Source organism: Streptomyces sp. NBC_01546 (genome assembly GCF_045208355.1).
Classification (GTDB): Bacteria; Actinomycetota; Actinomycetes; order Streptomycetales; family Streptomycetaceae; genus Streptomyces.
The window spans coordinates 8,114,264-8,139,749 of sequence record NZ_CP109379.1; the positions used below are offsets into that span (position 1 = coordinate 8,114,264).

Here is a 25,486-nt window from a genome sequence, read left to right on the forward strand (position 1 = left end):
CGCTTCGGGAGCCGCCCACCGGCGGATCGGCGGTCGATAGGCCGGGCCACGGCCGGGCCGCCGCCTCGATGCTGCGGCGGTGACTGCGGCGGTGACCACATCCGCCAGACCCTCACGGCGCGGCCTCATAGGCACGGTCCTGCTGGTAGCCATCGTGATCGCGGCCGTCCTCTCCTGGCAGTGGTGGGACCGGTCGCAGGAGGGCGAGTTCAGCTCCGATCCGAAGTTCTGCGAGCTCGTCGCCTCCGAGACGATCCACCGACTCGTACCCGAGTCGTACGGCGGACGCGAGGACATCGCCTCCTGTACATGGGCGGCCCCGTGCGAGAAGGGCAAGTACCGGGCCGGCGTCCACCTCTTCGCGTCCCGTCTCATCGTCGACCTGGCTCGCGAGGACATGCGGGAAATGCGCGCCAACGACGAACTGGGCTGGGAGAAGGACACGGTGGAAGATCTGCGACCTCGGCGACGTGGGGTTCCTCCGCTTCCGGCCCCCACCCCCGGCACGAGCATCACCGCGCAGGTCACCTTCCGCCGCAGCAACCTGGTCGTCTCGCTCGCGTACACCCGCAGCGACGACGACCGACAGGCCGCCCGCGCCGGGGCCATCGACGCGGCCCGCGACACCGTTGCCCGCCTCCGGCCCTGACGAATCCCTTGCGTGTGTGAAGGGCCCTCACTGGCGCACCGTCCCTGCCTGCTGTCCAGCCCGCCGAGCGGGAAAATGCGCCCTCGGTCAGCCCCACCGACGGGCCCGTGCCCCAACGAGCGGTCATCAGCGGTCAATACGGGTGCAGCAGGACTCGCACAACGGTCACTCCAGCAGCCCGAAAGGCCAGGTCAGAGCCCATATCTACTGTCGCGATAAGCCCTCGCTGGTCAGGCGTGCTCGTCCGATGGCTGCTGGGCAGGCTGGACCGACCAGCTTGGCGGCTCGTCCTTGCCTGAGTCCTCGTCGCGCTCCGCCTCGACGGCTGTCGCATGGATCTTGCCCGACGCGTGGTGGACCGGCGCGTATACGGCGTAGAGCTGCAGGGTCTCATCACCGATGTTGGTGACGTTGTGCCAAGTGCCGGCGGGCACGAAGATCGCCCAGCCATCCTCGACCTCCCGGTCGAAGTCGAGTCGATCCTTCGTGCGACCCATCTGGACGCGGCCCCGGCCTGCGTCGAGTCGTAGGAACTGGTCAGTCTCCGGGTGCGCCTCCAAGCCGATGTCCTCACCCACCGGGATCGACATGAGGGTCAACTGAAGGTACTTCCCAGACCAGGCGACCGCGCGATAGTCCGTGTTCTCGAGCGTCGCCTTCTCGAGGTCGAAACTTTGAGGTTCCGGCCCGATGTCCTTGATGGTCATACTTCTCTCCCGGTCAACGAAGGCGGTACGCGGTACACGGTCGCGGTCTTGCGCCAGCCCACGTCAACAATCTCAGAGCCCTGGGCTCTTCCGGCCAGAGGCACGCGCGCCGCTACCGCACCAACGGCCGCGGCCCCGCTGCCACATTCCAACGTGCGTTCGGTCGTGTAGCCGCGCCTGATGCCGGAGATGGTGATCTTGGAGCCGTCGGCTACGGCCTTGTTGGACTTGATGGGCACGGCAGTCTCGGACACTCACCGTTCCCCTGTTCGGCGCCGGTGTGCGGATATTGATCTTGCTGGTGGAGCGTTGCACGCCGCCTCGGCGCCGATCCCGCGATAGTCCCCCGGAACCCTGCTGCGCGACTACGCGGACGAGATCGACGGGGTACGCGTCATTCACCTCATTGACCGCTGCGGATCTCGTCGATGCGCTTCACCAGATCCTGTGTCTCCGCGACCAGCCGCCCGTGCGCCTTCTTCTGCTCCTCGGCACCCTGGTCCCTGAACGCCCCGCTGAAGTGGGGTTGGAGCTGGGTCCACCAGCCGTAGTCCAGCATTGCCCACGCCTGCGGGCAGAGGGGGGCGCGGGTCTTCGGGAGATAGCCGCTGTCGACCAGGGACTGCTGGTACTTCTTCGGGTCGCTGCCCTCCAGGTAGCACAGGAAGTTGAAGGCCCGCTGCTGGGTAACGGGGTGGTCGCTCGACATGCCCTCCAGGGTCGGCGTGCCTTCCTTGCGTGCGATCTCGTCGAAGAGGATCGCGGCGGCCAGCGACGGGCCCGGCCCGACCTCGTTGACGGTATAGAAGGACGCGAAGCCGTCCGCCGCGTCCTCTTCGAGACCGAGGTTCGCCAGGAGGAGCTGGCGCTGCAGGGCATGGCCCATCTCGTGGCCGAAGATGAATTCGGTCGACAGCACGGTCAGGTCGTTGGTGTTGTACTCGGACGCGGGGAACGGGGCGGGCCGTTCGACGGTCTTCACGACGTCGGCGAGGGCCTTCTCGATCTCGGTCAGGAACGGTGGCGGGACGAAGATCGTCCTGCCGTCGGGCTGGGTGACGGCGTCGGTGACGCCGGGCGGCACGGCGGCGGTGACCTTCACGACCATGTCGTGCGGGAGGGTGAGTGTTCTGTTCACCCAGTCGGCCGTACGCTCCAGCACGCGGGAGTTCCGGATCAGTGCCACGGCCTCCCGGTCCTCCGGTTTGACCGTTTGGGCCTCGTAGACGACGGTGACCCTGCCGGAGCGCGCCGCCTGGGGGCGGGGCCCTGCTCCAGGCCCCTGCCCGGCGTCGCGGGCCTCGCCGCTGCACCCGGTCGAGACGACCCCGGCGAGGAGCAGCACACCTGCCAGGACGATGCGCGCCCTCTTCGAGCGACCGGCGGTGTTCGGCATCCTTGATCGGCTCCCGTCGCGTGTCCCCGTACTGATCCTCCGGCCGTCCGGAGGCTGGCGCCCGTCGAGTCGCCCGTACGGGGGACCGTTCGCCGTGTGGGCGACAGGCCGCCTGGTTCGACCCGTTCGACAACCGCAGCATCAGGGATCCCCGACGCGGCTTCCGGCGGTACAGCGCAGCTCCTCGTGCTGGCCGACTGCGCAGACGCCAGCGCGAGCAGCACCAGCCCTCTCACGGCGCCCAGTCGACGCCTGCCTCGGCGAGCGCGGTGATGTACGGGAGGAGTGTTTGTGATCAGTGGCCAGTTGGCTGATCTGGGCTGATCGGTTCTGGCTCACCTTCTGTGGTCCTGCTGGAGCGGTTGTCGGTGCTGGATAACGGCTCGATGCGCACAGGACGATCCTCTACCTTGAGCCGGAGCGGGATGGCGCGCATTCTCGCAGGCTGCGGTGCCGTGGCAGAGCGGCCCATTGCGATCGACGTGGGCGATGTCCCGCTCACGGCGACTGACGGAGACGGGGCGGGCTTGCCCCTATCTGTCCGCGGGTTCAAATCCCGTCGGCACCGCAGCCGACCTGGAACTTTGTCCAGCGCACGCACTGCGATGTCGGTCCAGGTCCACAGAAGCTGAGTCAGATCCCACTCTCGTGAACAAAGCCAGTGGGTGCAGGCGCAGGCGATGAGCAGCGGTGAGCCGTACGTGCTCCGCGTGACCGCCACCTGACCCCGGCCCGCCGCCGGCCGGGCGCCGCGCTGTCCGCATGGACGTGGACCAAGCAGACCTCGTCGATCCGCAGGGGGTGGATTGGCTGTACACGACGGAGCAGGCGCTGGGTGTCGTCCGAGGATGCCTCCCCGTCTAATGGTGCAGTCGGGTATGAGAACTCGTCGAAAAGCTCGGTCAGCGCAACGCTCCGATTGGGCGCTCTCGACACATGTTCGTTTGGGTGTCCTGCGGGGTGCGTATGGGTTCTGTTGCTCTGGTCGTGCGGCGGCGGGCAGGAGTGAGTGCAACCAGAGTTGTGCCCACAGGGGCATAGGGCGTTCGTCGTTGCGGGGGCGTCTTGTCAGGGCGTCAGCTCGAGCGATCGCTCGCGCCCGCCAGTCGGAGGGCTGGCGGGCGGTTCGAAGCGTCAGGCTGAAGGGGCCACGGACCGCCGGGCACGTCTGTCTGCCTCGGCCGCGGATGCCGTGATGGCTGCGGCCGGGCCGTGACCGTCTTCTCCGCGGCAGGGCTCTGCTTCGCGGCGCAGGCGCTGTGCAGCGCGTTGGCGTCGGTAGTCGCGCATGGCGTCCTCGCGCCAGGCGGCGAAGGTGGGATCGCACAGCTCGTCACGGAACCGGCCGATTCCCATCCACCGCAGCACGGCCCCGGACCGGTCCAGGGGAAAGTAGGTCTCTCCGGGTCCGGTGCTGCCCGCGTCCGGTGCCCCGAACGGCTCGGGCGTCCATCCCAGGGCGGTGACCGTGTCCATGGAACGAAGGCTCCCGAAGACGCCTGGCATCTGACGGGTCTGCCGTCCCAGGTCCAGGTATTCCACCTGCAACGGCCCGGTGTCGTCGCTCGCGTCCAGGGACGTGGACAGATCCCCGCCCGTCTGCCCGGCGCGCCCCAGCACGACCTTCTCCTGCATCAACACCTTGCCGGTGCCGTGCAGCCGGAGGTGCGTGCCACGGTGGCTGGCGATCTCGTCCGAGACCACGAACGGCATGCCTGCCCAGGTTAGGACACCTCCGTCGCCCACGTCGGCGTCAATGGTCCAGGACGACGGAGCAGCGCCTTCATAGGCGACGGTGCCGGTCGCCTCCACGACGTCGAGCCAGGCACCGGGAGCGACGTTCACCTCGATGCGGACGTCGTCACCGGACAGCAGCAGCGCCCGGGTGGCGATCAGGCCCACCCTGGCTCCGTCGGCGTCCTGGTCCATGGTCCGAACAGTCAGGTGCCCGGTCGCCTGGCGGACGTGGCTGCGGCTTGCACCGGGCGTGATACTCAGGCGGGTCGGGCCGGTCACGTGCCTTGCCCGGCTTCCGCTGGAGCGTGGTCGTGCGAGTGGGTGGTGCCGTCGGCGTGGGTGTGCAGGTGACCGTTCTGGCCGGCGTGGAAGTGCGGGGCCATCGGGCCGGGGTCGACGGGGGTGTGGTCGCCGGTGCGGTAGTGGGCGAGAGTTTCGCGGACCCAGCCGGTCAGCATCCGGATGGACGCCGCGTCGTGCCGGGACAGTGCGACCACCGGGCCGCCGGCGCGGGCCTCGCGGCCCTCGCGTGCCATGCGCTCGACGTCCACGCCCACGTGCTCGCCCAGGTCGGTCTTGTTGATCACGAGCAGGTCGGCGCGGGCGATGCCGGGACCGCCCTTGCGTACGACGTCACCGCCGCCGGCGACGTCCAGGACGAACAGCTGGGCGTCGACCAGCGCAGGGGAGAAGGTCGCGGTGAGGTTGTCGCCGCCGGACTCGATGATGACCAGGTCCAGGGAGCCGAAGTCGGCCTCCAGGTCCTCGGCCGCCAGCAGATTGGCGGTCACGTCGTCGCGGATCGCCGTGTGCGGGCACGCGCCCGTCTCCACCGGGCGGATCCGCTCGGGGTCCAGCACCCCGGCGCTCTTGAGGAAGCGCGCGTCCTCGTCGGTGTAGATGTCGTTCGTGATGACACCCAGGCGCAGTTCACCGGAGAGGGCCTGGCACAGCGTCGCGATCAGCGAGCTCTTGCCGGTGCCGACGGGACCGGCTACGCCCAGGCGCATGGCTCGGGTGGGGGCGGTGGTGTTCTCAGGCACTGAAGAGTCTTTCTGTGGTGGTGTCGTGGGTTTCGGCCCAGCGCTCGATGAGAGGGGCGCCGTGGGCAGGGATCTGTTCGGGGGTGTGCAGGTGGGCGACATGACCGGCCATCTCGTCGATGTCCGGCAGCAGGTCGTTCACCCAAGCGGTGATGAGCAGCGGGTCTTGCGGTTCGAGTTTGAGCAGGGCTGCCGTCACGGTCTGGGCGTCGTCGTACCCGACCAGGCGGGCCAGGTCGGCGGGGTCCATCGCGGCGCGGTGGGCGAGCAGGCCGAGCACGACCGGGCGCGACCAGGTCCGTGCGCGAGCGTCGAGGGGGCTGGGCCAGAGCGTCTGCAGGACACGCAGGTACCCGCGCCCCAGGCGTCTCCCGTTGGTCCTCAGCGCCTGGCTGGGGGTTCGGGCGGCCCAGGCGGCCTCGACCGCGCCGAGGTCGCCGCCGTCGGCCGCCACCGCCCGTGCGACGACCGCGGTTCCGGCCTCCACACGGGTGACCGTGCGGAGCCGGGTGCGCAGGTAGGCGGGAATGTCGGCCGGTGTCGTGCCGGCCCGCAGGGCGGGCTCCAGACCGGCGGACTGTGTGTGTCCACCGGACGGGAGCCGGGCGTCGCCCAACAGGGCGAGCAGGAGTGAAGAGGTGCTCACGGGTCGCCTCAGAAGAGCAGATATCGCTGGGTGAGCGGCAGGTTCTGCGGGGGGTTCGGCTGGTCCAGGTACCAGAACCCCTTGAGGTCTGTGTGCTCTGTGAGGCTGTGTCCCTGCGCCGGGTCGACTCCCGGGATCTCCAACGCGATCGTGAACTTGGTCGGGTTGATGTCGATTTTGAAGCACTTGTCGTTGAAGACCATGTCCTTCTTCGTGACGCTCTTGACCGGCTTGGCGCCCTTCAGCTCACGCCGCAGACCGAGGGTGGCCGTCAGCGAGTCCTTGAACACGCCCTTGCCTTTCACCGCGCTGTACGGGTCATTGCCGGCGGGCGGGTTGAGGGCCTTGTCCGAGACGAACGCGTAGGACACCTGGGAGGCGATCGCGTGGGCCATCGCCGGGCGTAGGAAGGTGGGCTGCGGGGTGGACACCGAACCGTTCGGGTCTCCCAGGTTGCCGAGGACCATGGCGCCGCCCTTGATGACCACCTCGGGCCGTACGGCGAAGAACCGCGGGTCCCACAGCACGAGGTCGGCCAGCTTCTCCACCTTCACCGAGCCGACGTGGTCGTCGATGCCGTGGGCGATGGCGGGGTTGATCGTGTACTTGGCCACGTAGCGCAGAGCACGGGCGTTGTCGCCCTCCCCCTGCTCGTCCCCGTAGAAGAAGTTCGCGTCCCCGTTGAAGGTCTTGTGGCTCCACTCCTTCATGACGTGTGCGACCTGCCAGGTGCGGGTTACGACCTCGCCGATGCGGCCCATGGCCTGGGCGTCGGAGGAGGTGATGGACATCGCGCCCATGTCGTGCAGTACGTCCTCGGCGAACATGGTCGTGGAGCGGATGCGGGAGTCGGCGAACGCCTGGTCGTTCGGGTTGGCCAGGTCCAGGTGGTGGGCGGAGGCCAGCATGTCGATGTGCTCGGCCACGGTGTTCACCGTGTACGGCAGCGTCGGGTTCGTCGAAGCGGGCAGGACGTTTTCCTTGGCGGCCACCTTCAGGATGTCGGGGGCGTGCCCGCCGCCGGCACCCTCCGCGTGGAAGACGTGGATGCCGCGTCCGTCGATGGCATCGAGGGTGGTCTCGCTGAAGCCGGCCTCGTTGAGGGAGTCGGCGTGCAGGGCGACCTGTAGGCCCCACTTCTCCCCGGCCTTCAACGCGGCGTCCAGAGCTGCCGGGGTGGCTCCCCAGTCCTCGTGGATCTTGTAGCCTCCGGCACCCGCCAGCGCCTGCTCGTCCAGGCCGTCCTCGCTGACGGTGTTGCCCTTGCCCAGCAACATGACGTTGACCGGCAGGTCGTCGAAGCTGCGGTGCAGGTTCACCAGGTGCTGCGGGCCGGGGGTCACGGTGGTCGCCTTGGAGCCCTCAGAGGGGCCCACGCCGCCGCCGACCAGGGTGGTCGTCCCTGTAGCGAGAGCCTCCGTGACGGCGGACGGGGAGATGTAGTGCACGTGGGTGTCGATGGCCCCGGCGGTGAGGATCTTGCCCTCGCCGGAGATCACGTCCGTGGAAGGCCCGATCTCCAGCCCAGGGGTAACCCCAGCCATGACGTCGCTGTTCCCGGCCTTGCCGATCGCGACGATCTTGCCGTCCTTGATGCCGACGTCAGCACGCACAATGGCGTTCTTGCTGGCACTCTCACCCGGGACGAGGCTTGCCAGGTCCTGGGCGGGGGCAACGTCCAGGACGACCACGTTGGTAATCACGGTGTCAGGTGCGCCCTCCGTACTGGTGGTGGTGCCCTGCAGCATCGACTCGCGGATGGTCTTGCCGCCGCCGAAGACCGCCTCGTCGCCGCCGAACGTCAGGTCGTGGGTGACCTCGATCCAGAGGTTGGTGTCGCCCAGGCGGATCTGGTCGCCTACGGTCGGGCCGTAGGACTTCGCATAGTTCCCGCGGGTGATGATCGTCATTTCTTTCCTCCAGCTGGGTGTGCGAGGCCCGGTCAGTCGAGGTCGACGTCGCCGGCCGGCTTGTCCTTGCGCAGGCCCGGAACGCGGCGCTTCCCGCCCATCTCCACGACCTCGATCTTGTCGCTGGGAGCGTTCTCGGGGCTGAACCGCTTCGAATCCCCCGGAGCCACATCGAGACGGAATCCCCAGGGGGCCCTTCCCGGCGTCTTCGACCGGTCGTGCGCGAACCGGCGGGCCTCGGCGATCTGCTCAGGCCGCGAGAGCTGTCGGTCCGTCAGAGCCTCCTCAGCCTGAGCGGCAGCGTTCTTGTCAGTGAAGAACAACAGGTCCTCGTTGACATCGGCCAGATGGATGTGCGAACCGATCTGGATGTCGCGGTCACCGACGTTGATCACGTAGAGAACGGCCTTGGCGCCCTGGGAGTTGAGCTCGTGGTTCGCATCCGGATCCCTGACCCACACTCCTCCCACCTCGTACTCGGAAAAGGCGTAGACCGTGCCCGGATCCAGGGAAGAGGGTTTGGGCAAGGGCTCTTCGAGCCTCAGGCCAGGACCGGGCGGCGTGGGAACCGGCTGGCTGACCGCATACAAGGGCGGCTCAGGATTCGTGGACAGCGGCTGGAAGTAGGGCATGGATTCGTCCTCAGCTGCTCGGAACGGGCTTCGGGACGGGCTTCGGGTCGCGGATCGGGTTGTAGAGGGTGACCAGCTTGCGGCCGTCAGGAAACGTCGCCTCGACCTGGAGGATGTCGAGCATCTCGGGCACCCCCTCCATCACGTCGGCCCGCGTGAGGACGCTCTCTCCCTCGCCCCGGGTGTCGCCCTGCCGGTCTTCCAGGGGAAGGCGGGCATCGCTCATCATCTGGTCGACGGTGTAGTTGCCCGCCCGTGCTTCCTCGATGACCCAGCAGCTGATGTAGGCCACGGCCTCGGGGTAGTTCAGCTTGATGCCGCGCTCCTTGCGATAGCTGGCGAGCATCCCGGCCACGCTCAGCAGCAGCTTTTCCTGCTCTGAGGGAATCAGGTGCATCCGTGCTCCTCGATGGTGGTGATGGCGCCCTGACCCCAGACGGATCAGGGTGCTCGCACAGCCCCGGTGCCGAGGCAGGCCGCCAAGACGGCTCCCTCGACACCGGGGCCGGGCATACGTAGGGCTTGTCAGCGGAACTCCTGCAGGGTTGCGGTGCCGTACGTCCGCCGGACCAGCCAGACGGCGCCCGCACGCCTCCTGATCGACGCCCCGCAACAGGCACCCCGCGGTGGCGTGGCGGGCGATGAGGTGACCTCGCCCAATAGGACAACGCGTGGCCGCACCGCCAGGACTGAGGCCGGGCAGACCCGCCACAGCCGAGAACGGGGGCGTCGAGGCACGACGCGCACCGGGCCGGTCGGAAATCCGGGGCGCTGCCGGTCAGGACAAGCCGCGCACGGCGAGTGAGCCATACGATCGCGCCTCGCCGCTGAGTCCCGATGCTGCCGTTGCGGTGAGTCATACCGGCCCTGAACCACTCGTGGCTGCCTGCGTGGCTGCGGAGTACCACGGCAGCGCCGGCATCCCGGCCGGTCGCGCTCCCAAGAGGTAGGTTCCCCAGCACCCGCTCGAGCCGCGTGCGGACGTCATGCGAAGACCTCTCCCTGCATTAGCGCATGCCGAACACGTCTCGATTCACGAGACGGCGGCCACCCGCCTGCAGCAGCCAGACATTGCAGCACTATAGAGCGACATTTGTACGCCCTATAGTGCAATTCGTAATAAAATCAGCCGTTAAGATGTGTGATTAAGGAATGTCGAACCTCGGACAGGGCGAATGCCCAGTCTCAGAAAGTCCAGGTCATCTACGGGATTCAGCGTCTGCGGGGCATCGCTCGCCTTCGACAGCGCAGCGACCTCGGCCGACGGGCGTTCGCTCGTTTTCACCCGATACAGCGGTCCTCTGGCATTGCGTATGCACGAGCCAGAAGACGTGCCAGCGCCGCAGTCTGCCGGAGCGTTCTGGATCAAAGCCGGCCCCCACCAAGGCCGCTCGACTGCAGCGCCACTTCGCCAAGTTGAACCGTTCTGACTTCTCTGCCGCTCCGTTGTGAGCTATCAGGGAGGATGGGTCTCGTGCCCATGAAGATTGACGCAACCCTTCGTAGCCAGGCCGTGAGGCTGGTGACAGAGCATCGTGCGGAGTACTCCTCCGAGCGTGCACCGCACATCCAGGTCGCCGAATCCCTCGGCGTCTCCCGGGAGTCCGTGCGGCGCTGGGTGATGCAGTACGAGATCGACGCCGGCCAGGCGGCGGGCGGCCCCCCCACCCAGATCCCTCCCGCTTAAAGGTCGACGAGGTCCGGCCCGGGCGAAGGAACTCGCCGCCAGTCGGCCGACGACGATCGCAGTCTGAGATGGTCGAGGGTACGGGCGAGCACGGCCGACCGGACCCGGAATCAGCTGTCGCGCGTCGTCCCGCGGGTGGACGCCGAGGACCGGCTTTCGCGGCAACGGGAAGGTCGCTGCTCCCAGCCCCCGTGGCGCTGACGGCTGCGGGCAGACCCGACAGCCGCCACACGCCGGGGCCGTAGGCGCGGCCGAGGATCTCGCCGTCGCAGCGGAGGCGGCGCCGGCCCTCGGCGTCTGGTGGATGGACGACCACGCGCAGAGATCGACGTGGACGGCCAGGAGAGTGGATGGTGTCAGCGGACGGCGTGGTCGGCTACGAGGACCTGGGTGACGGCCTCGGTGTAACAAGCCTTCGGCAGCCCGTGCGATCTGGCGTGCGTGGCTGAGCCGCGTACGCGGGCCCGCGCGGGCCCGCGGCCGTCAATTCCCCTTGCCGAGCGTGGCCGCAGCCTCCGTGGCCACGTCGTAGGCGCCCGAATGGGCCCGGTCGATGTCGCCGTCGACCGGTGCGTACCGGACCGCGACCACCACATTGCTCCGGCGGAAGAAGACCTCGTTGGTCACCCGGCCCCCGCTGGGATACCGGACGCGGGAGAACGCCTCGTCGCCGAAGTCCGACAAGTCCGTCGTCATCGGGCCCATCTTTCCCTCCGACTCCTCCTTCGTGCGCTGGAAGCTGACCTGCGCCTCGTGCACCCCCAGCCGGGTCACCTGCACCTGCAGGACAGGCTGCGCGTCGCTACCGAGGCCGGGACCCGCCCAGCTGCAGTACGACATCGCCTCCACCCCGTCCGTCGGCCCGGCCAGCAGCCGGGCGGCCGTCTCCGCCGATACGAGTGAGCAGGGACGCGGATCCGCTGCGAAGTCGCCTTGCTGCGTCTGGTCCTGGTAGAGCCAGACGGCGAGGGCGGCGACCGCGGCGATGGCCGCGGCCATCGCGACGCGGGGCGCACGCTTGGGGCGGGAGGTGGACATCATGGCCGCAGCGTAGTGCGGGACGGTTGGCATTCCCAGGTCAGGGCGATTGTCCGGGGCCGGTCACCATCGAGGCATGGAGGTGGGGCCCGGTGCCCTCTCCCAGGGGCGTCGCAGGTCGACCGCGGCCATGCGGCGATGACGAGCTCCGGTTTTCGGAGCTTCGGCCTGGTCCGGCCCATCGTCTGTTTGATCATTCTGAAGGTGCGTTCGATGTGGAACCGGCGCAAGAAGGCACGCCAGCAGCGGTCCACGTCTGCGTCGGTGGCGTCCACGCGTGACCACCACGGCCCGGAACGTGTGCTGCTGCCTCCCGGTTGCCGGCACGCCCGGCGTGACCCGCGCAGACGTGGAGGCGCAGGCGGACGCTGCTGTCGAGCACCCTCCGGAGCAATATCGAGCCCGGATGGCGGTCTCCATCCGGGCTCGACGTGCAGGTGGACAGTCGCCCGCCTAGCGTCTTGGCTGAACGGAAGGAGTCACGCAGCCCGGCGTGCCACCGGTTCAGAAGGGCTTCGGCCATGTGAGCGTCGGCGAGGGCAGTGCCGGTGCGCGCCACGGCCGCCCGGGTGCGCGCCTTCGCATCACCCACATCCTCCGGGAGTTCGGCATGGCCCGTATCACCATCAACGGCGTGACGGTGGACCCTTTGGTTCAGTCCGATGAGATGGCCGCCGCGGCTCTGGTGTCCGAGGACGCCGCCGCGTCCAACTATCTGCTCGTGCAGACCACGCATCCACCCACAGCCGAGGAGAAGGAACAGCTCTCGGCGCTCGGCGTGGTGATCCACGAATACGTTCCGGAGGACACCTATCTGTGCGGCTACCGGCCCACGGATCTGGACGCCGTGCGCACGCTGCCCTTCGTGACCTGGGCGGATGTGTACTTCGACGGCTTCAAGATCGGACGGTCGTTGCAGTCGACCGGGATGCGTTCGAGTGTCGGCGTGCTGGCGGAGCCCCTGGAGGCGGGGGGTGCCGGGACCCGTACCGTCGACATCGTCCTCCACGACGACGTCGATGTGAGCGTGGACGGAGTACGGGACCGGATCGCCGCGGCGGCCGGAGTCAGCTCCGGCGACGTGAAGCCGAGCCGCGGCAAGGTGCGTGTGACGATCCGTGAGGAGGACCTGCCCGCGCTGGCCGGGCTCGACGAGGTGCGGCAGATCGAGGAAGTCCCCGAGAAGGTGCTGTACAACACCATGGCGGCGACGCTGATGCACGCCCATGTGTCCCTCAACGGCACGAAGTTCCGGGGTGAGGGCCAGATCGTGTGCGTCGCCGACACCGGCTTCGACAAGGGGTCGACCACCAATGTGCACCCTGCCTTCGCCGGCCGGGTCAAGCGCCTGGTCGCCCTGGGACGCAAGAGCCCCCCGCGGGCGGACGATCCCGCCGGGCACGGCACCCACGTGGCGGGCTCGGTCCTCGGCGACGGGACGTCGGAGTCGATGGGCGGCGCCGTCACCGGCACGGCTCCCGAGGCGCGACTGGTCTTCCAGTCCGTGATGGCCGAGAACGGCAGTCTCGCCGGCATCCCGGACAACCTGCTCGACCTGTTCGAGCCGCCCTTCCTGGAGGACGGGGTGCGGATCCACACCAACTCGTGGGGCCCGGGCACCCCGGGACTTCCGTACGGCACGGCCGCACAGGAGGCCGACCAAATGGTATGGGACCACAAGGACTTCGTCATCTGCTTCGCCGCAGGCAACGACGGTACGGACCGGGACGGTGACGGCCGCATCAACCTGAGGTCCGTCAGCGGCGAGACAGGGGCCAAGAACGTCATCACCGTCGGCGCCAGTGAGGGCAACCGCCCCGAGATCTCGCGCACCTACGATCAGTTGTTCAACGGAGCACTCCGGTTCCCCGCCCTGCCGATCCGCGGCGACAGGATGGCGGACAACCCCGCCGGGATGGCGGCCTTCAGCAGCCGCGGCCCGACCGCGGAGGGCCGGTTCAAGCCCGATGTCGTCGCCCCCGGCACATCGATCCTGTCGACGCGCTCGCGGGTGGCACCCCCGAGCGTGAATTTCGGCGTCTCCTCGGACCCCGCGTACATGTTCGACAGCGGCACCAGCATGGCCACCCCGCTGGTCGCCGGCTGTGTGGCGGTGCTGCGCGAGTCGCTGGTGAAGAACGGCACCCCTAAGCCCAGCGCTGCGCTCATCAAGGCCATGCTCGTCAACGGTGCCGACGAGCTTTCCGGCCAGTACAGCCCCAGCGAGGCGGGCCCTTCCCCCAACAACAACTCCGGCTTCGGCATCGTCAACCTCCAGCGTGCCGTCGTCCTCCCGACCGATGCCGGCCGGGCGGGCTTCCGCGACGCCAAGGAGCTGGACCAGGGAGAGGAGCGCGCGTTCGGCATCACGATCCCGGAGGGGGCGGTTCGCACCCTGAAGGTCACCCTCGTCTGGACGGACCCCCCTGGCGCGGCCCTGCAGAACGACCTCAACCTGATCGTCCGCGCGGACGGTCAGGAACGCCACGGCAACATGGGCACGGATCCCGGTTTCGACCGGGTCAACAACGTCGAGCAGGTGCACTGGCGCGACATCCCCGCAGGGGAGGTCGAGGTCGTCGTCCGCGCTCAGCGGATCACCCGGTTCGCCCAGCCTTACGCCGTCGCCTGGCGCATCGTCTGACGCGGATGCGGGCACATGATCCCGGCCCGTTCGATCGGGCCGGGACGGTGGTCACGGGTCGGGCGGTATCCGACGCTCCCGCCAAGTCGCCGACACGTCGGCGTGCGGTCGGTGGGAGCGGTCGTACGTCTGTGCCGGGCCCTGGTGTACCGCGGTTGGTGGCTCGTGCCGTCCATCAGGTCGTCGTCGATGTCGGCACCATACGTGCGAGAGTTCGCGCCCCCCTCGGCGTCGAGGTGCAAGCGCATAGCCATCCGTTTAGTGTGGCTTTCGGGGTAGTTTCATTGTATGCGAGGGGGCTAGTTGTGGCGGCAGAAGCCGCTGCACTCCAGGGAGACACCATGGCCAAGCCACGCGCGGCCCGCCGTCCGGCCTCGGTTTACGCACTGGCCGGCATCCGGCTCTTCAACGGCGTCACCGGACTGCTGATGCCCACCCTGCTCATCCGGCGCCTCGACCCGGACCGCGACCTCAGTCCGGCGGCCGTCTATGCTTTCCGGCTCTTCGGGATCCGTACGATCCTGCTCGGTCTCGACCTGCTCACCAACCGCGGCCAGCGGCTCCAGGAAGACCTTCGCGAGGGCGTCCTGATCCACGGCAGTGACACCGCGACCGCCGCCTTGCTCGGCATCCGTGGCCAACTGCCGCCCCGCACCGCCGCCCTGACCACGCTCATCTCGGCGGTCAATACGACCCTGGCCGCCAGCGCGGCCGATTTCGGGAAGAGGAAAGGGAAGTGAGCACGGAGTCCGGTGCCCCAGAGGCTGAGACGGGCTTCGACTACATTGTCGTCGGCGCGGGCGCCGGCGGCGGACCGCTGGCGGCCAACCTCGCCGACGCGGGAATGCGCGTCCTGCTGCTCGACGCGGGCGGTGCCGAGGACAACGACAACTACCTGGTGCCCGCCTTCCACGCCGATGCCTCCGAGGACCCCGTCCAGCGCTGGGACTATTTCGTACGGCACTACGCGGACGAGCAGCAGCACCAGCGCGACAGCAAGCTCGTGCCCGGCAAGGGCATCCTCTATCCGCGAGCCGGGACGGTCGGCGGCTGCACCGCGCATCACGCGCTGATCACCGTCTATCCGTACAACCGCGACTGGGACGAGATCGCGCGGGAGACCGGCGACGCGTCATGGGGCAGCACTGCCATGCGCCGCTACTTCGAGCGGCTGGAGCGCTGTACGTACCGCCCCCGGCCCAAGGAGCCCCCCGGCAATCGGCTGCTGGCCGCGTTGCTGGAGCTTCTGCCCTTCGCCGCTGCCCGGTACCGCAACGACTCGCGGCACGGGTTCGACGGCTGGCTGCCGACCGACCTCGCCGACCCCGAACTGGTCATCCAGGACAAGCAGTTGTTGGCCGTCATCCTGTCCGCCGCACAGGACACACTCGCCGACTTCATCGGCCGACCACTCTCCCCTCTGGAAGGGCTCGGATCCTTCGTCGATCCCAATGACTGGCGCGTGCAGACCGAGGGCCTGCAAGGGCTGTGGCAGATCCCGATCTCCACGGCCGACGGGCGGCGCAGCGCAGCGCGCGAACGCGTGCGGGCCGTACAGCGCAGCCATCCGGACAACCTGATCGTCCGGACGAACGCGTTGGTGACACGGGTCGTACTGGACGAGGACGGAGCGGCGACCGGCGTCGATTACGTGGACCAGCCGCACGCCTACCGGGCCGACCCCGGCACCCACGACGGTCTCGCGCTGCTGGTCCCGCGCAGGGTGCTCGCTACCCGTGAGGTGGTCCTGGCCGCAGGGGCTTTCAACACGCCTCAGCTGCTGATGCTTTCGGGCATCGGGCCGCGTGAGGAGCTGGAACGGCACGGCATTCCCGTACGCGTCCCGCTCCAGGGCGTGGGCGCGAACCTGCAGGACCGGTACGAGATCGGCGTGGTGAGCCAGATGGACCGCGAGTTCCCGGTCATCAAGGACTGTGACTTCCACGCCCCGGAGCCCGGAGCCGAGCCGGACCGCTGCTACCGAGCCTGGCAGCTCGGCGAGGGCCTGTACACGACCAACGGTGCCGTCGTCGGCATCACCCGCAAGTCCCGCCCGTCGCTGGACGCCCCCGACCTGTTCATCTTCGGCGGCCCTTTCGACTTCCGCGGCTACTACCCCGGCTACTCACGCGACCTGACAAGCCACCGGGACCGCTTCACGTGGGCCATCCTCAAGAGCCGGACCCACAACACCAACGGCCGGGTGCGACTGCGCTCCGCCGACCCCCGGGACACTCCGCTGGTGAACTTCCACTACTTCACCGAGGGCACGGACGAGGAGGCTCTGGACCTCGACGCAATGGCCTCCGCCGTGAAGTTCGTACGCAGCATGAACCGCAGTGCCGCCTCCGTGATACGCAAGGAGCTGTGGCCCGGCGAGGAGGTCGGCGACACCGAGAGCGTCCGCCGCTTCGTGCAGGACGAGGCATGGGGCCATCACGCTTCCTGTAGTTGCAGGATGGGGCGGGCCGACGATCCCTCGGCCGTCGTGGACAGCCGCTTCCGGGTACGTGGTGTGGACCGCCTGCGGATCGTCGACGCGTCGGTCTTCCCCCGAATTCCCGGATTCTTCATCGCCGTTCCGATCTACATGATCAGTGAGAAAGCGAGCGACGTGATGCTCGCCGATGCGTCGCGCACGCGAACCGCCGCGGCCGCATAGCGACACCCGACCTGACCGGGAACCGATCCTAGGAGCAGCACGATGAGCACGCAACGACGCACCGTTTCCCGGCGATCCGGCTCCGGGTACCGCTCATCCCTACCCTGGCGGATCATCACCCGCATCGCCGAGTTCGTCGACCGACACAACGGCTGGAACAACCTGGCGGTCACGCCCGGCCTGCTGGTCCTTCTCGGACTGCGCGTCAAACTCCGTCAGAAGAACCTCCACGACACCTCCCGACTGCCCTCCGCAAACCTTCCCGACCCCGCGCCGCCCTCCGAGCGCCACCGGGTCAACCGGACTGCCGACGGCAGCCACAACGACCTCGACGAACCGCGCATGGGCATGGCGGGAACTCGCTTCGGCCGGAACATCCCGCTGGACAAGATCGCCCCGGCTACGCCCGAGAACGTGCTGTCACGGCCGAACCCGCGCGAGGTCAGCCGCGCCCTCCTCACCCGCCACGAGCTGATCCCGGCCGAGTCGGTCAACTCCCTGGTCGCCGCCTGGCTGCAGTTCATGGTGCGCGACTGGTTCAGTCACGGAACAAGCCCCACGGAACGGCCGTGGGAAGTACCCCTCATGGACGACGATCCGTGGCCGGAACGCCCGATGCGGATCATGCGGACACCGGACGACCCGACCCGGGACCCCCGGTCGCCCGCCGGTACTCCCGACACCCGCGTCAACGTCTCGTCCCACTGGTGGGACGCGTCCCAGATCTACGGGACGAACGAGGCGGAACAGCGCCAGGTGCGTACGGGCAAGGCGGGCAAGGTGCACCTCTTCGACGACGAGTCGGCCCCGCTCCCGTCCGACCCTTCTCGCGATCCCTCGCGCTCGCCCGGCTTCTGGCTGGGCCTCGTCCTGATGCAGAATCTGTTCGCACGGGAGCACAATGCGATCTGCGACCACCTGCACGCCGCCTACCCGTCCTGGGACGACGAGGAGCTGTTCCAGCGGGCGCGGCTCGTCAACGCCGCACTCCTTGCCAAGATCCATACGGTGGAGTGGACGCCGGCCGTAATCAGCCACCCCACCACCGTCAAAGCCCTGCGATCCAACTGGTGGGGCATCGCGGGCGAGCGCGTCCACAACTTTTACGGCCGGATCACGGAGAGCGAGACCGTCAGCGGCATCCCCGGCAGCAAGACGGACCACTACGGCATCCCGTACTCCCTCACCGAGGAATTCGTGGCCGTCTACCGCATGCACCCGCTCGTCCGCGACGACTGGCACCTGCGCTCCGCCACCGACGACTCCACCCTCAGCGACTGCACCTTCCGCGACATCGCCGGACCCGAGGCGCTCAACGTACTGAAGACCAAGGGGATGGCCAACCTGCTCTACAGCTTCGGCACCCTCCACCCGGGACTGGTGACCCTGCACAACTTCCCCAAGTTCCTCCAGGACTTCGAGCGACCCGATGGACAGCGGCAGGACCTCGCTGCCACGGACATCCTGCGCAACCGCGAACTGGGCGTCCCCCGCTATAACGAATTCCGGCGGCTGCTGCGACTGAAGCCCGCGGAGAGCTTCGAGGACCTCACGGACAACCCCGTGTGGGCCAAGGAGATCAAGCGGCTCTACGACGACGACATCGAAAAGGTCGACCTGACAGTCGGGATGTACGCGGAGAAGCTACCGACCGGATTCGCCTTCAGCGACACGGCCTTCCGCATCTTCATCCTGATGGCCTCGCGCCGACTGAACAGCGACCGCTTCTTCACCGACTACTACACCCCCGAGGTGTACTCCAAAGCCGGTATGGCCTGGATCGACGACAACAGCATGATCACCGTGCTGCTGCGCCACTACCCGGAACTGCGCACAGCCCTCGCGGGGCTGAACAACGCGTTCGTGCCATGGCACACCGCCCGTGGCAGCACGCATTCCTGACGGGTGGTACGCACCAGCTCCACGCCCTCGGAATGCCACCCGGTCAACACAGACCAAGATCCGGACCAGTTGCGGACCAGCCACTGTTCGGAGTCGGGCGCCTGGACAGGACTCGTCCTCCAGGCGCCCTTGCCAAGTTGATGGCAACGCCGCTCCGGTGGAGCCACCGCAGTCGACCCCAGCGCCGCAGGCGGTTCAAGGCCGTGTCAGTGCTCGTGTCCGGCGGCTTCTTCGGGGCTGGATGTGTGCGGTGTCGGCCAGCCGGCGAGCATGCGCAGGGCCCTTTCGGAGGGTGATCCGGATTCGACGGTGTACAGGCCGAGCGTCTGGTCGGGGTCGCCCGTGGGCGTCAAGGCTTCGAAGCCAAGAGTGAGGTCCCCGGCGATGGGGTGGTGGTAGCGCTTGGAGCCGAAACCGGCCGTGCTGAACATGGTCATCGCGAAGTGCAGCGCGTCCGTGCGCGACAGCGGTTCGATCAGTGTTCGATCATGAGAACGGCACGTACGGCCGCATACCCCGCGAGGAGTGGGTGGTGACCATTTCCGGCTCCGGCCACGAACCCGCCTCGACCAGCGGGTGGGACGCCCACCTGTACTGGCGGTGGATCGGCTACAACACGCTCGCGTTCATCACCGTTCTGACCGTCGGGTTCCTGCTGATCCTGCTGGGCAACGACGTCCTCCACATGAACCTGGCCAGCCACAACGTGATCATCGCCCTCCTGATCGCGACCCTGGGGGCCGCACTGTTCGGCGGAGTCCTGGGAGCACTGCAGTGGCTGGTAGTCAAGGAGCGGGTCCCCATCCCCCGCAAGGTGTGGATCACTTCCAGCGTCGCTCCGGCACTGCTCGCATGGCTGCTGGTGATCATGCCCGCCGTGATCAGCGCACAGGACTCGCACGAGAGGGTCTCGACTGCCTACCTGCTGGCCGCCAGCCAAAGCCTGGCCCTGGGACCCCTGCTCGGCCTGTCGCAGTCACTGGTCCTCCGCAAAGTCACCGCGCGCTGGAAATGGTGGATCGGAGCCAACCTCGCCTCCTGGCTCATCGTCGACGCCGTCATCTACCTCCTCTCCCGATGGACCGCCGACCTCGACGTCCTCACCGGCGACGGATCACTCATCGAGGTCTACCTGACCCTCATCGCCACCACACCCCTCACCGGCAGAGCCCTCCTCTGGGTACTCGCCCCCACAGCCCTGACCGCCGCCCGTTGAAGCCGGATCATGCACAAGAGGGCCGCCACCCCTTCACCCTTCACGCCACGTGCCTGCGCATGGCGGCCGGCGACCGGGCCCAGTGCGGTGACCGCTAAGCGGGGGAGTGAGCCGGAGCTCTCAGGGCGCTCATGCCCTGGAGGAGCAGGCGCAGTCCGAACTCGAACTGGGCGGCGACGTCGCTGCTGGTGAGGGTCGGCAGGGCGGCCTCGACGTGGGGGAACCGCCCGGGCGTGGCCGCCACCGCCTCGCGGAGGCGGTCGGCGTCGGGCCCGGTCGCCGCGTTGCCCGGTCCTTCGAGGGCGGCCTGCTCCTCCAGCGTGTGGCCAGTGGTGAAGTTGACCAGGGTGAAGGCGGCCCGTGGGGCGTCCTCCGCGCCGAATCCCGCCTTGCGCAGGAGTCCGATGAGGGCGTCGGCGAAGCCCAGGGTGTTCGTGCCGGTGGAGTGGGTGCCGGCGTAGACGCGGGCGCCGTCGCGGTGGGCGAGCAGGGCGGCGCGCATGCGGCGGGCCAGTCCGGCCACCTGCTCGTCCCAGGCGGCACCGTCGTCGGCCACCTCGGCGCAGCCGGCCAGCATGTGCTCGGCCATGGCGGTGAGCAAGTCCTGTTTCGTCGCGAAATACCGGTACAGGGCGCCGGCCTGTACGCCCATCGCCTCGGCCAGCCTGCGCATGGTGAGCGCGTCGAGCCCGGCCTCGTCGAGGAGCCCGAGCGCGGTTTCGACCGTGCGTCGCTGATCCAGCCGCGGAGGTCTGCCGCGTGCGGGCCGGGTGGCCGCGGTGCCGTCCTGTGGGGTTGACGAGAAGTCCATGACCCTCACTATAGTGAACATCGTTCACGTGAACGCTGTTCACTAAATCTGGAGGTTGAGTCGATGGACACCGATGTGCTCGTGGTCGGGGCGGGACCGACGGGACTGATGCTCGCCGCCGAACTGGCCCTGGCGGGCGTCCGTGTACGGGTCGTGGAGCGGCGGGACGAACGGCAGCGGGACTCGCGGGCGCTGAGCCTGCATCCGCGTAGCATCGAGCTGATGGACCAGCGCGGGATCGCCGACCGGTTCCTGGCCCTGGGCCGGACCGTGCCGGGCTGGCATTTCGCGGGCCTCGACACCCGCCTCGACTTCACCGGGCTCGACACCCGGCATCCGTACTCCCTCTTCCTGGCCCAGAGCCGGACCGAAGAGCTGCTCGAACTGCGGGCCCGGGAGCTCGGCGCCGAGATCCGGCGCGGATGGGAGGCCGTGGGCCTGCGCCAGGACGAGAACGGTGTGGAGCTGCGGCTGAACGGAGCCGGCGGTACCGAGAGCGTGTCCGCCCGGTACGTCGTGGGGTGTGACGGTGGGCGGAGCTTCGTACGGCGGGCGGCCGGGATCGACTTCCCGGGCACGGACGAGACCCTGACCGGGATGCTGGGGGACTTCCGCACGATGGACCCGCTGGCCGTCAATCGGGCGCGTGCGCACGGCGTGCTGGTGGCGCCGCTGGAGGACGGGCTGACCCGGCTCGTATGCATCGACCCGGAGCGCATGCGGGTGCCCGCGGCGGAGCCGGTGACGCTGGAGGAGTTCCGCACCTCACTGGTACGGATCTGCGGTACCGACTGCGCTGTGGCGGACCCCCGTTGGCTGTCGCGCTTCGGCAACGCCACCCGGCTGGCGGCCCGTTACCGTGCGGGGCGCGTCCTGTTGGCGGGCGACGCCGCCCACATCCACTTCCCGGCGGCCGGGCAGGGCCTCAACACCGGCCTCCAGGACGCGGTGAACCTGGGGTGGAAGCTGGCAGCGGAGATCCACGGCTGGGCGCCGGCCGGGCTGCTCGACAGCTACCACGACGAACGCCACCCGGTCGGGCGGGCCGTCACCGAGAACACCGAAGTCCAGACCCTGCTCATGGAACTGACGCTCCTCACCCCGTACCAGGGACCCGCCGCAGCTCTGCGCCGTCTTCTGGATGGGCTGCTGGGTGTGGAGGAGGTCAACCGTCGCCTGGCCGGCATGGTCACCGCCCTCGACACCCACTACCCGGCCCCGGCCGAGGGTGCGGACCTGCTGGTCGGGCGGCGGGTCCCCGACATCGGGCTGACCGTGCCCGGCGCGGCGGCCGCCCGTGTCTATGAACTCCTCCACGAGGGCCGCCCGCTCCACCTCGACCTCACCCGGGACCGGGCGTCATACCAGGATCCGGGCGCCGCGCACATCACCGCGGTCGCACCCCTCGACCATGGCAGACACCCCGAACTCGCCGGGGTGACCGAACTCCTGGTACGCCCCGACGGGCACATCGCCTGGGCCACCCGGGCGACCGATACGCGGACCCGCCGCGAGGACCGCGCCGAAGCGCTGGCCGCTTGGGGCGGTTCGGCCGCGTAAGGCCCCCGCGAAGGCGTCGCCCAGCCCGTATCCGTCCGGTCCGGCCGTTGCCCGGATGCCGGCGCCATGACGGAGCCGAAGACCGTCATGCCGACGATGCCGCCGAGCCCACGGGCGAGTGTCACCAAGGAGCTCGCCACGCCCGGATCCGGTTCCTGAACGGGATCCGGGCGATCGGCAGTTCTCGGGGAAGCCTCGCGGGTGTCGCTCAGCGGGGAGACGCGGCGATCTGTACGCGGTTGCTGTCGTGGTCGGACAGGAACGCAGCCAGGCTCGTGCCCTCTTCGGTGACGGCGGTGTGCTCGGTTCGGGTGATGCCGCGCAGCGGGGTGACGAGCACTGTGCCCCGGTCGACGGTCCAGGTCGCGGCGACCCGGCCGTCCACCAGTACGACGCGTGCGCCGGCGACGGACAGGCCGCGGTGGGCGTCGTCGATGATTCGGCTTCGGTCGTGGTAGCCGAGGATCGCGTTGTCGAACGCCGGCAGGAACCGCACCGGGGCGGGTGTGTCGGGGTCGGGGCGCGGTGCGTCGGGAAGGTCCAGCAGTTCCCGGCCCCGCCCGTCTCGGAAGGTGACCAGCTCCTCGCGGATCGCGGCGACCGCAGCCGGCAGTCCGGCGAGGCCGCACCAGGCGCGCAGGTCGGCCGAGGCCGCGGGGCCGAAAGCGGCCAGATAGCGGCGTACCAGGGCTTCGCCGACCGGATCGGAGCCGTCCAGGGACGGGGACGGCGGGTCGATCTCGCGCCCCAGCCAGGAGGAGAGCGGGACGTTGCGCACTCCCGCCTTTGTCCGCCACAGCCCGCGCGGCGGCAGCTGCGCCACCGGGACGAGGGCGGCGATCAACATTTCTCCCAGTGCCCTCGGCCCCGGCGCCGGCCAGCGCTCGGCGAGTGCCCGCGCGAGCTCTGTCATCGAGCGGGGCTCGCCGTCGGCCAGCACCGCCCGGCCCGCCGCGGCGAGCTCGTCGAGGTCTATCCCGTCGAGCTCGCGGCGGTAGGTCCCGAGTACCCGCTGGCGCAGCATGGCGTCGTGGCGGGCCCGCCAGGCCAGGGCGTCGTCGGCGGTGACGAGGTGGACGGTGCGGCGCATGAGGTGGGTCCGCACCATGTTGCGCCCGGTCAGCTGGTCGTCCAGCGTCGCCGGGTCGAACGCGCGCAGCCGCGACCAGAGCCCGGTGAACGGTTCCTGCGGTTCCTGCGCTTGCAGGCCGCCGAGGTGTGCGACGGCGGCGAGGATCGGGGTGGCGGCGCGGTCGAGCAGCAGCTGCCGGGCGAGCGTCGCGCGGCCCAGCGCTCTGCTGTCGAGGACGGTCCCGGTGCTCACGAGGCGTTGTAGTCGTTGGCGACGTCCACGACCCAGGTGACGCCGAACCGGTCCTTGAGCATCCCGTAGAGGGGCGCCCACTGCGCGGGCTCCAGTGCCTGCACGATGGTCGCGCCCTCGGATAGCTTCTCCCAGTACGCGGTGATCTCCTCGGCCGTCTCACCGCGGAGCGAGACGAAGAACGCGTTCTCGCCCCGGTCCCACGGCAGGCTCGCGGGCACGTCGTAGGCCATCACGCGAAATCCGCTGTCGGCGGCCACTTGGCCCCACATCGCCTGATCGGCCTCGGACGGCTCCTGGACGTTTCCGGCGTCCTTGTACGTGACCACGACCACATCCCCGCCGAACACCGACTGGTAGAAGGCCAGTGCCTCGCGGGCGTCGCCCCGGAAGTTCAGGTGGATCACGGTGTTGACGGACATGACGGCAGCTCCTCGTCGCTCGATTCATCGGCTGGTGCCGATCACTCGATGACCACCGTCGCAGGAGAAGCGGACAGGATGTGGCCGCTTCTCCTGGCAGGATGGAGCTCATGCAGAAGACCTCAGCGCGGCTGCTGTCGCTGCTCTCGCTCCTCCAGGCGCACCGCGACTGGCCGGGGCAGTTGCTGGCCGACCGGCTGGAGGTCAGCCCGCGCACCGTGCGCCGCGACGTCGACCGGCTGCGCGAGCTCGGCTACCCGATCCTGACCACGAAGGGCCCGGACGGGGGCTACCGGCTCGACGCCGGCACGGAACTGCCGCCACTGCTGTTCGACGACGAGCAGGCCGTCGCGCTTGCCGTAGCTCTCCAGATCGCCACCATCAGCGGCGCCGGGATCGAGGCGGCCGCGGCGCGCGCCCTGACCACTGTCCGGCAGGTCATGCCCGCTCGGCTGCGCCACAGGATCGATGCCCTCCGCTTCACCGCCGTCGAGCGGCCCGCAACCCGGCCCGACCCGCAGGTCGACAGCAGCGTGCTCATGGCGCTCAGCGCCGCCGTGCACGCCCGGGAGGTGCTCCGCTTTCGCTACGGGCCCGCCGCTGATGCCCCGTCCCGCCGGGTGCAGCCCCACCACCTCGTCACCTGGGGCGGACGCTGGTATCTCGTCGCCTGGGACCTCGACCGTGAGGACTGGCGCACCTTTCGCGCCGACCGGATCACCCCGCGGACCCCCACCGGTCCCCGCTTCACCCCGCGAGAGGTGCCCGGAGGCGATGTGGCCGCCTTCGTGGCCGCGAGGTTCCAGGGCTCCGATGGCTCCGGTGACTGGCCGTGCCGCGGCGAGGTGATCCTCGACCTGCCCGCCGCCGAGGTGTTGCCGTACACCCGCGACGGCGTCGTCGAAGAGCTCGCCCCGAACCGCTGCCGGCTCATCCTGGGCTCGTGGTCATGGCCAGCCCTGGCCGCCGCCATCGGCAGCTTCGACGCCGACATCGAGGTCGTCGGCCCGCCCGAGCTCAAGGACGCCTTCGCGCACCTGGCCCGCCGCTACGGCAACGCCGTAACCGCCACGTCTCCACCCACGATCTCCTGAGCCACCCGAACGTAGACCACGATTCGGGGTGGAAGGACAGCGCGAAGATCTGAGGCGCTGCGGCCGGAGTGTGCCGGCCGCGTCCGGGGCGGTCGAGGGCCGGGGACCGCCGCTGTGCCCCGACGCGGTGGCGGTGCCGGACCTCGGCGTCGCCGAGGCTGGGGATCCGCTCACGGACCATGCGGACCGACACCTCGGTCGACTCCCCGCGCAGGCGCTGCAGTTCCGCCTCCCGCTGCCGGTCGGGGGCGGTGTTGCCCGCCGACATCGCCTGGATCTGGGGGAGCAGGGCGTGGGAGGGGACGTCGCAGACCGCGTGGTCCCTCTCATGACGCGTTGCCGGTCCGCGCACTCCCGCTCCACCCACTGCGTGAGGGCCGCCAGGCCCGCTCGAAGGCCTGCTGCG

General features: G+C 69.1%; 22 protein-coding genes and 1 tRNA gene. 10 read left to right on the forward strand and 13 right to left on the reverse strand.

Translation table 11 applies throughout. The annotated features are described in order from the left end of the window. Positions 1 to 91 precede the first annotated feature (91 nt). On the forward strand, positions 92 to 649 hold the full coding sequence (locus tag OHA89_RS37000) for a hypothetical protein (RefSeq protein ID WP_257558987.1): 558 nt from the start codon (positions 92 to 94) through the stop codon (positions 647 to 649). A 230-nt stretch (positions 650 to 879) separates the two neighbouring features. Here the strand turns inward: OHA89_RS37000 and OHA89_RS37005 are convergent, their stop codons facing one another. After that, positions 880 to 1,356 (reverse strand): cupin domain-containing protein, encoded by a 477-nt coding sequence (locus tag OHA89_RS37005; RefSeq protein WP_257558988.1) that lies wholly within the window; start codon positions 1,354 to 1,356, stop codon positions 880 to 882. Positions 1,357 to 1,759: 403 nt separating this feature from the next. Further along, a complete protein-coding gene (locus tag OHA89_RS37010) occupies positions 1,760 to 2,752 on the reverse strand; it encodes a DUF4344 domain-containing metallopeptidase (protein ID WP_406368051.1) in 993 nt (330 codons plus the stop codon). 449 nt (positions 2,753 to 3,201) lie between these two features. Between OHA89_RS37010 and OHA89_RS37015 the strand changes: the two genes are divergently transcribed. Beyond that, positions 3,202 to 3,320, forward strand: a tRNA-Arg gene (locus OHA89_RS37015). 566 nt (positions 3,321 to 3,886) lie between these two features. Here OHA89_RS37015 and OHA89_RS37020 read toward each other — a convergent pair. From OHA89_RS37020 to ureA, 6 genes are all read right to left on the reverse strand, one after another. After that, positions 3,887 to 4,681 carry an urease accessory protein UreD gene (locus OHA89_RS37020; RefSeq protein ID WP_257558990.1) on the reverse strand — a complete coding sequence of 265 codons (795 nt, stop codon included), beginning with the start codon at positions 4,679 to 4,681 and terminating at the stop codon, positions 3,887 to 3,889. 83 nt (positions 4,682 to 4,764) lie between these two features. After that, a complete protein-coding gene (gene ureG, locus OHA89_RS37025; protein ID WP_257559609.1) occupies positions 4,765 to 5,499 on the reverse strand; it encodes an urease accessory protein UreG in 735 nt (244 codons plus the stop codon). A 25-nt stretch (positions 5,500 to 5,524) separates the two neighbouring features. Beyond that, the gene (locus OHA89_RS37030) at positions 5,525 to 6,178 is read right to left on the reverse strand and encodes an urease accessory protein UreF (protein WP_266616393.1); all 654 of its coding nucleotides are present in this window, start codon (positions 6,176 to 6,178) and stop codon (positions 5,525 to 5,527) included. 8 nt (positions 6,179 to 6,186) lie between these two features. After that, positions 6,187 to 8,088 carry an urease subunit alpha gene (gene ureC / locus OHA89_RS37035; protein WP_266616391.1) on the reverse strand — a complete coding sequence of 634 codons (1,902 nt, stop codon included), beginning with the start codon at positions 8,086 to 8,088 and terminating at the stop codon, positions 6,187 to 6,189. Positions 8,089 to 8,120: 32 nt separating this feature from the next. Beyond that, positions 8,121 to 8,720: an urease subunit beta gene (locus OHA89_RS37040; protein WP_266616389.1), complete on the reverse strand. Its 600-nt coding sequence runs from the start codon at positions 8,718 to 8,720 to the stop codon at positions 8,121 to 8,123. Positions 8,721 to 8,730: 10 nt separating this feature from the next. Next, positions 8,731 to 9,117: an urease subunit gamma gene (gene ureA, locus OHA89_RS37045; RefSeq protein ID WP_257558993.1), complete on the reverse strand. Its 387-nt coding sequence runs from the start codon at positions 9,115 to 9,117 to the stop codon at positions 8,731 to 8,733. A 1,125-nt stretch (positions 9,118 to 10,242) separates the two neighbouring features. Between ureA and OHA89_RS37050 the strand changes: the two genes are divergently transcribed. Next, entirely contained in the window at positions 10,243 to 10,407 is a 165-nt protein-coding gene (locus tag OHA89_RS37050; RefSeq protein ID WP_406368052.1) for a transposase, read from the forward strand. A 483-nt stretch (positions 10,408 to 10,890) separates the two neighbouring features. Here OHA89_RS37050 and OHA89_RS37055 read toward each other — a convergent pair whose 3' ends face one another. Beyond that, positions 10,891 to 11,448, reverse strand: coding sequence for a hypothetical protein (locus OHA89_RS37055; protein WP_266616388.1), 558 nt, complete (start codon positions 11,446 to 11,448; stop codon positions 10,891 to 10,893). Between the two features lie 490 nt (positions 11,449 to 11,938). Here OHA89_RS37055 and OHA89_RS37060 point away from each other — a divergent pair, with 490 nt between their 5' ends. The 4 genes from OHA89_RS37060 to OHA89_RS37075 all read left to right on the forward strand — a co-directional run bounded on the left by OHA89_RS37060 (position 11,939) and on the right by OHA89_RS37075 (position 18,653). Then, the gene (locus OHA89_RS37060) at positions 11,939 to 14,089 is read left to right on the forward strand and encodes a S8 family serine peptidase (RefSeq protein WP_406368053.1); all 2,151 of its coding nucleotides are present in this window, start codon (positions 11,939 to 11,941) and stop codon (positions 14,087 to 14,089) included. A 341-nt stretch (positions 14,090 to 14,430) separates the two neighbouring features. Then, entirely contained in the window at positions 14,431 to 14,829 is a 399-nt protein-coding gene (locus tag OHA89_RS37065; protein ID WP_257559000.1) for a hypothetical protein, read from the forward strand. Further along, complete coding sequence (locus OHA89_RS37070; RefSeq protein WP_406368054.1) at positions 14,826 to 16,751, forward strand: GMC family oxidoreductase; 1,926 nt, start codon at positions 14,826 to 14,828, stop codon at positions 16,749 to 16,751. The genes OHA89_RS37065 and OHA89_RS37070 overlap by 4 nt, the downstream gene beginning before the upstream one ends. 42 nt (positions 16,752 to 16,793) lie before the next feature. Then, positions 16,794 to 18,653: a peroxidase family protein gene (locus OHA89_RS37075; protein ID WP_257559002.1), complete on the forward strand. Its 1,860-nt coding sequence runs from the start codon at positions 16,794 to 16,796 to the stop codon at positions 18,651 to 18,653. A gap of 206 nt (positions 18,654 to 18,859) precedes the next feature. Here the strand turns inward: OHA89_RS37075 and OHA89_RS37080 are convergent, their stop codons facing one another. Then, entirely contained in the window at positions 18,860 to 19,090 is a 231-nt protein-coding gene (locus tag OHA89_RS37080) for a hypothetical protein (RefSeq protein WP_257559003.1), read from the reverse strand. 41 nt (positions 19,091 to 19,131) lie between these two features. Between OHA89_RS37080 and OHA89_RS37085 the strand changes: the two genes are divergently transcribed. Continuing rightward, positions 19,132 to 19,869 (forward strand): hypothetical protein, encoded by a 738-nt coding sequence (locus OHA89_RS37085; RefSeq protein WP_266616382.1) that lies wholly within the window; start codon positions 19,132 to 19,134, stop codon positions 19,867 to 19,869. A gap of 94 nt (positions 19,870 to 19,963) precedes the next feature. On the opposite strand, the gene OHA89_RS37090 is transcribed toward OHA89_RS37085, so the two are convergent. Continuing rightward, positions 19,964 to 20,680: a TetR/AcrR family transcriptional regulator gene (locus OHA89_RS37090; RefSeq protein ID WP_406368055.1), complete on the reverse strand. Its 717-nt coding sequence runs from the start codon at positions 20,678 to 20,680 to the stop codon at positions 19,964 to 19,966. A gap of 63 nt (positions 20,681 to 20,743) precedes the next feature. On the opposite strand from OHA89_RS37090, the gene OHA89_RS37095 reads away from it, so the two are divergent. Then, positions 20,744 to 22,240: a monooxygenase gene (locus OHA89_RS37095; RefSeq protein ID WP_266616379.1), complete on the forward strand. Its 1,497-nt coding sequence runs from the start codon at positions 20,744 to 20,746 to the stop codon at positions 22,238 to 22,240. A gap of 208 nt (positions 22,241 to 22,448) precedes the next feature. On the opposite strand, the gene OHA89_RS37100 is transcribed toward OHA89_RS37095, so the two are convergent. Both OHA89_RS37100 and OHA89_RS37105 read right to left on the reverse strand, forming a co-directional pair. Beyond that, positions 22,449 to 23,564 carry a winged helix DNA-binding domain-containing protein gene (locus OHA89_RS37100; protein ID WP_406368056.1) on the reverse strand — a complete coding sequence of 372 codons (1,116 nt, stop codon included), beginning with the start codon at positions 23,562 to 23,564 and terminating at the stop codon, positions 22,449 to 22,451. Continuing rightward, entirely contained in the window at positions 23,561 to 23,986 is a 426-nt protein-coding gene (locus OHA89_RS37105) for a VOC family protein (RefSeq protein ID WP_406368057.1), read from the reverse strand. The genes OHA89_RS37100 and OHA89_RS37105 overlap by 4 nt, the downstream gene beginning before the upstream one ends. A gap of 110 nt (positions 23,987 to 24,096) precedes the next feature. On the opposite strand from OHA89_RS37105, the gene OHA89_RS37110 reads away from it, so the two are divergent. Beyond that, positions 24,097 to 25,080, forward strand: a complete 984-nt coding sequence (locus OHA89_RS37110) for a helix-turn-helix transcriptional regulator (RefSeq protein ID WP_406368058.1) — start codon at positions 24,097 to 24,099, stop codon at positions 25,078 to 25,080. The last annotated feature ends 406 nt before the right edge of the window (positions 25,081 to 25,486 follow it).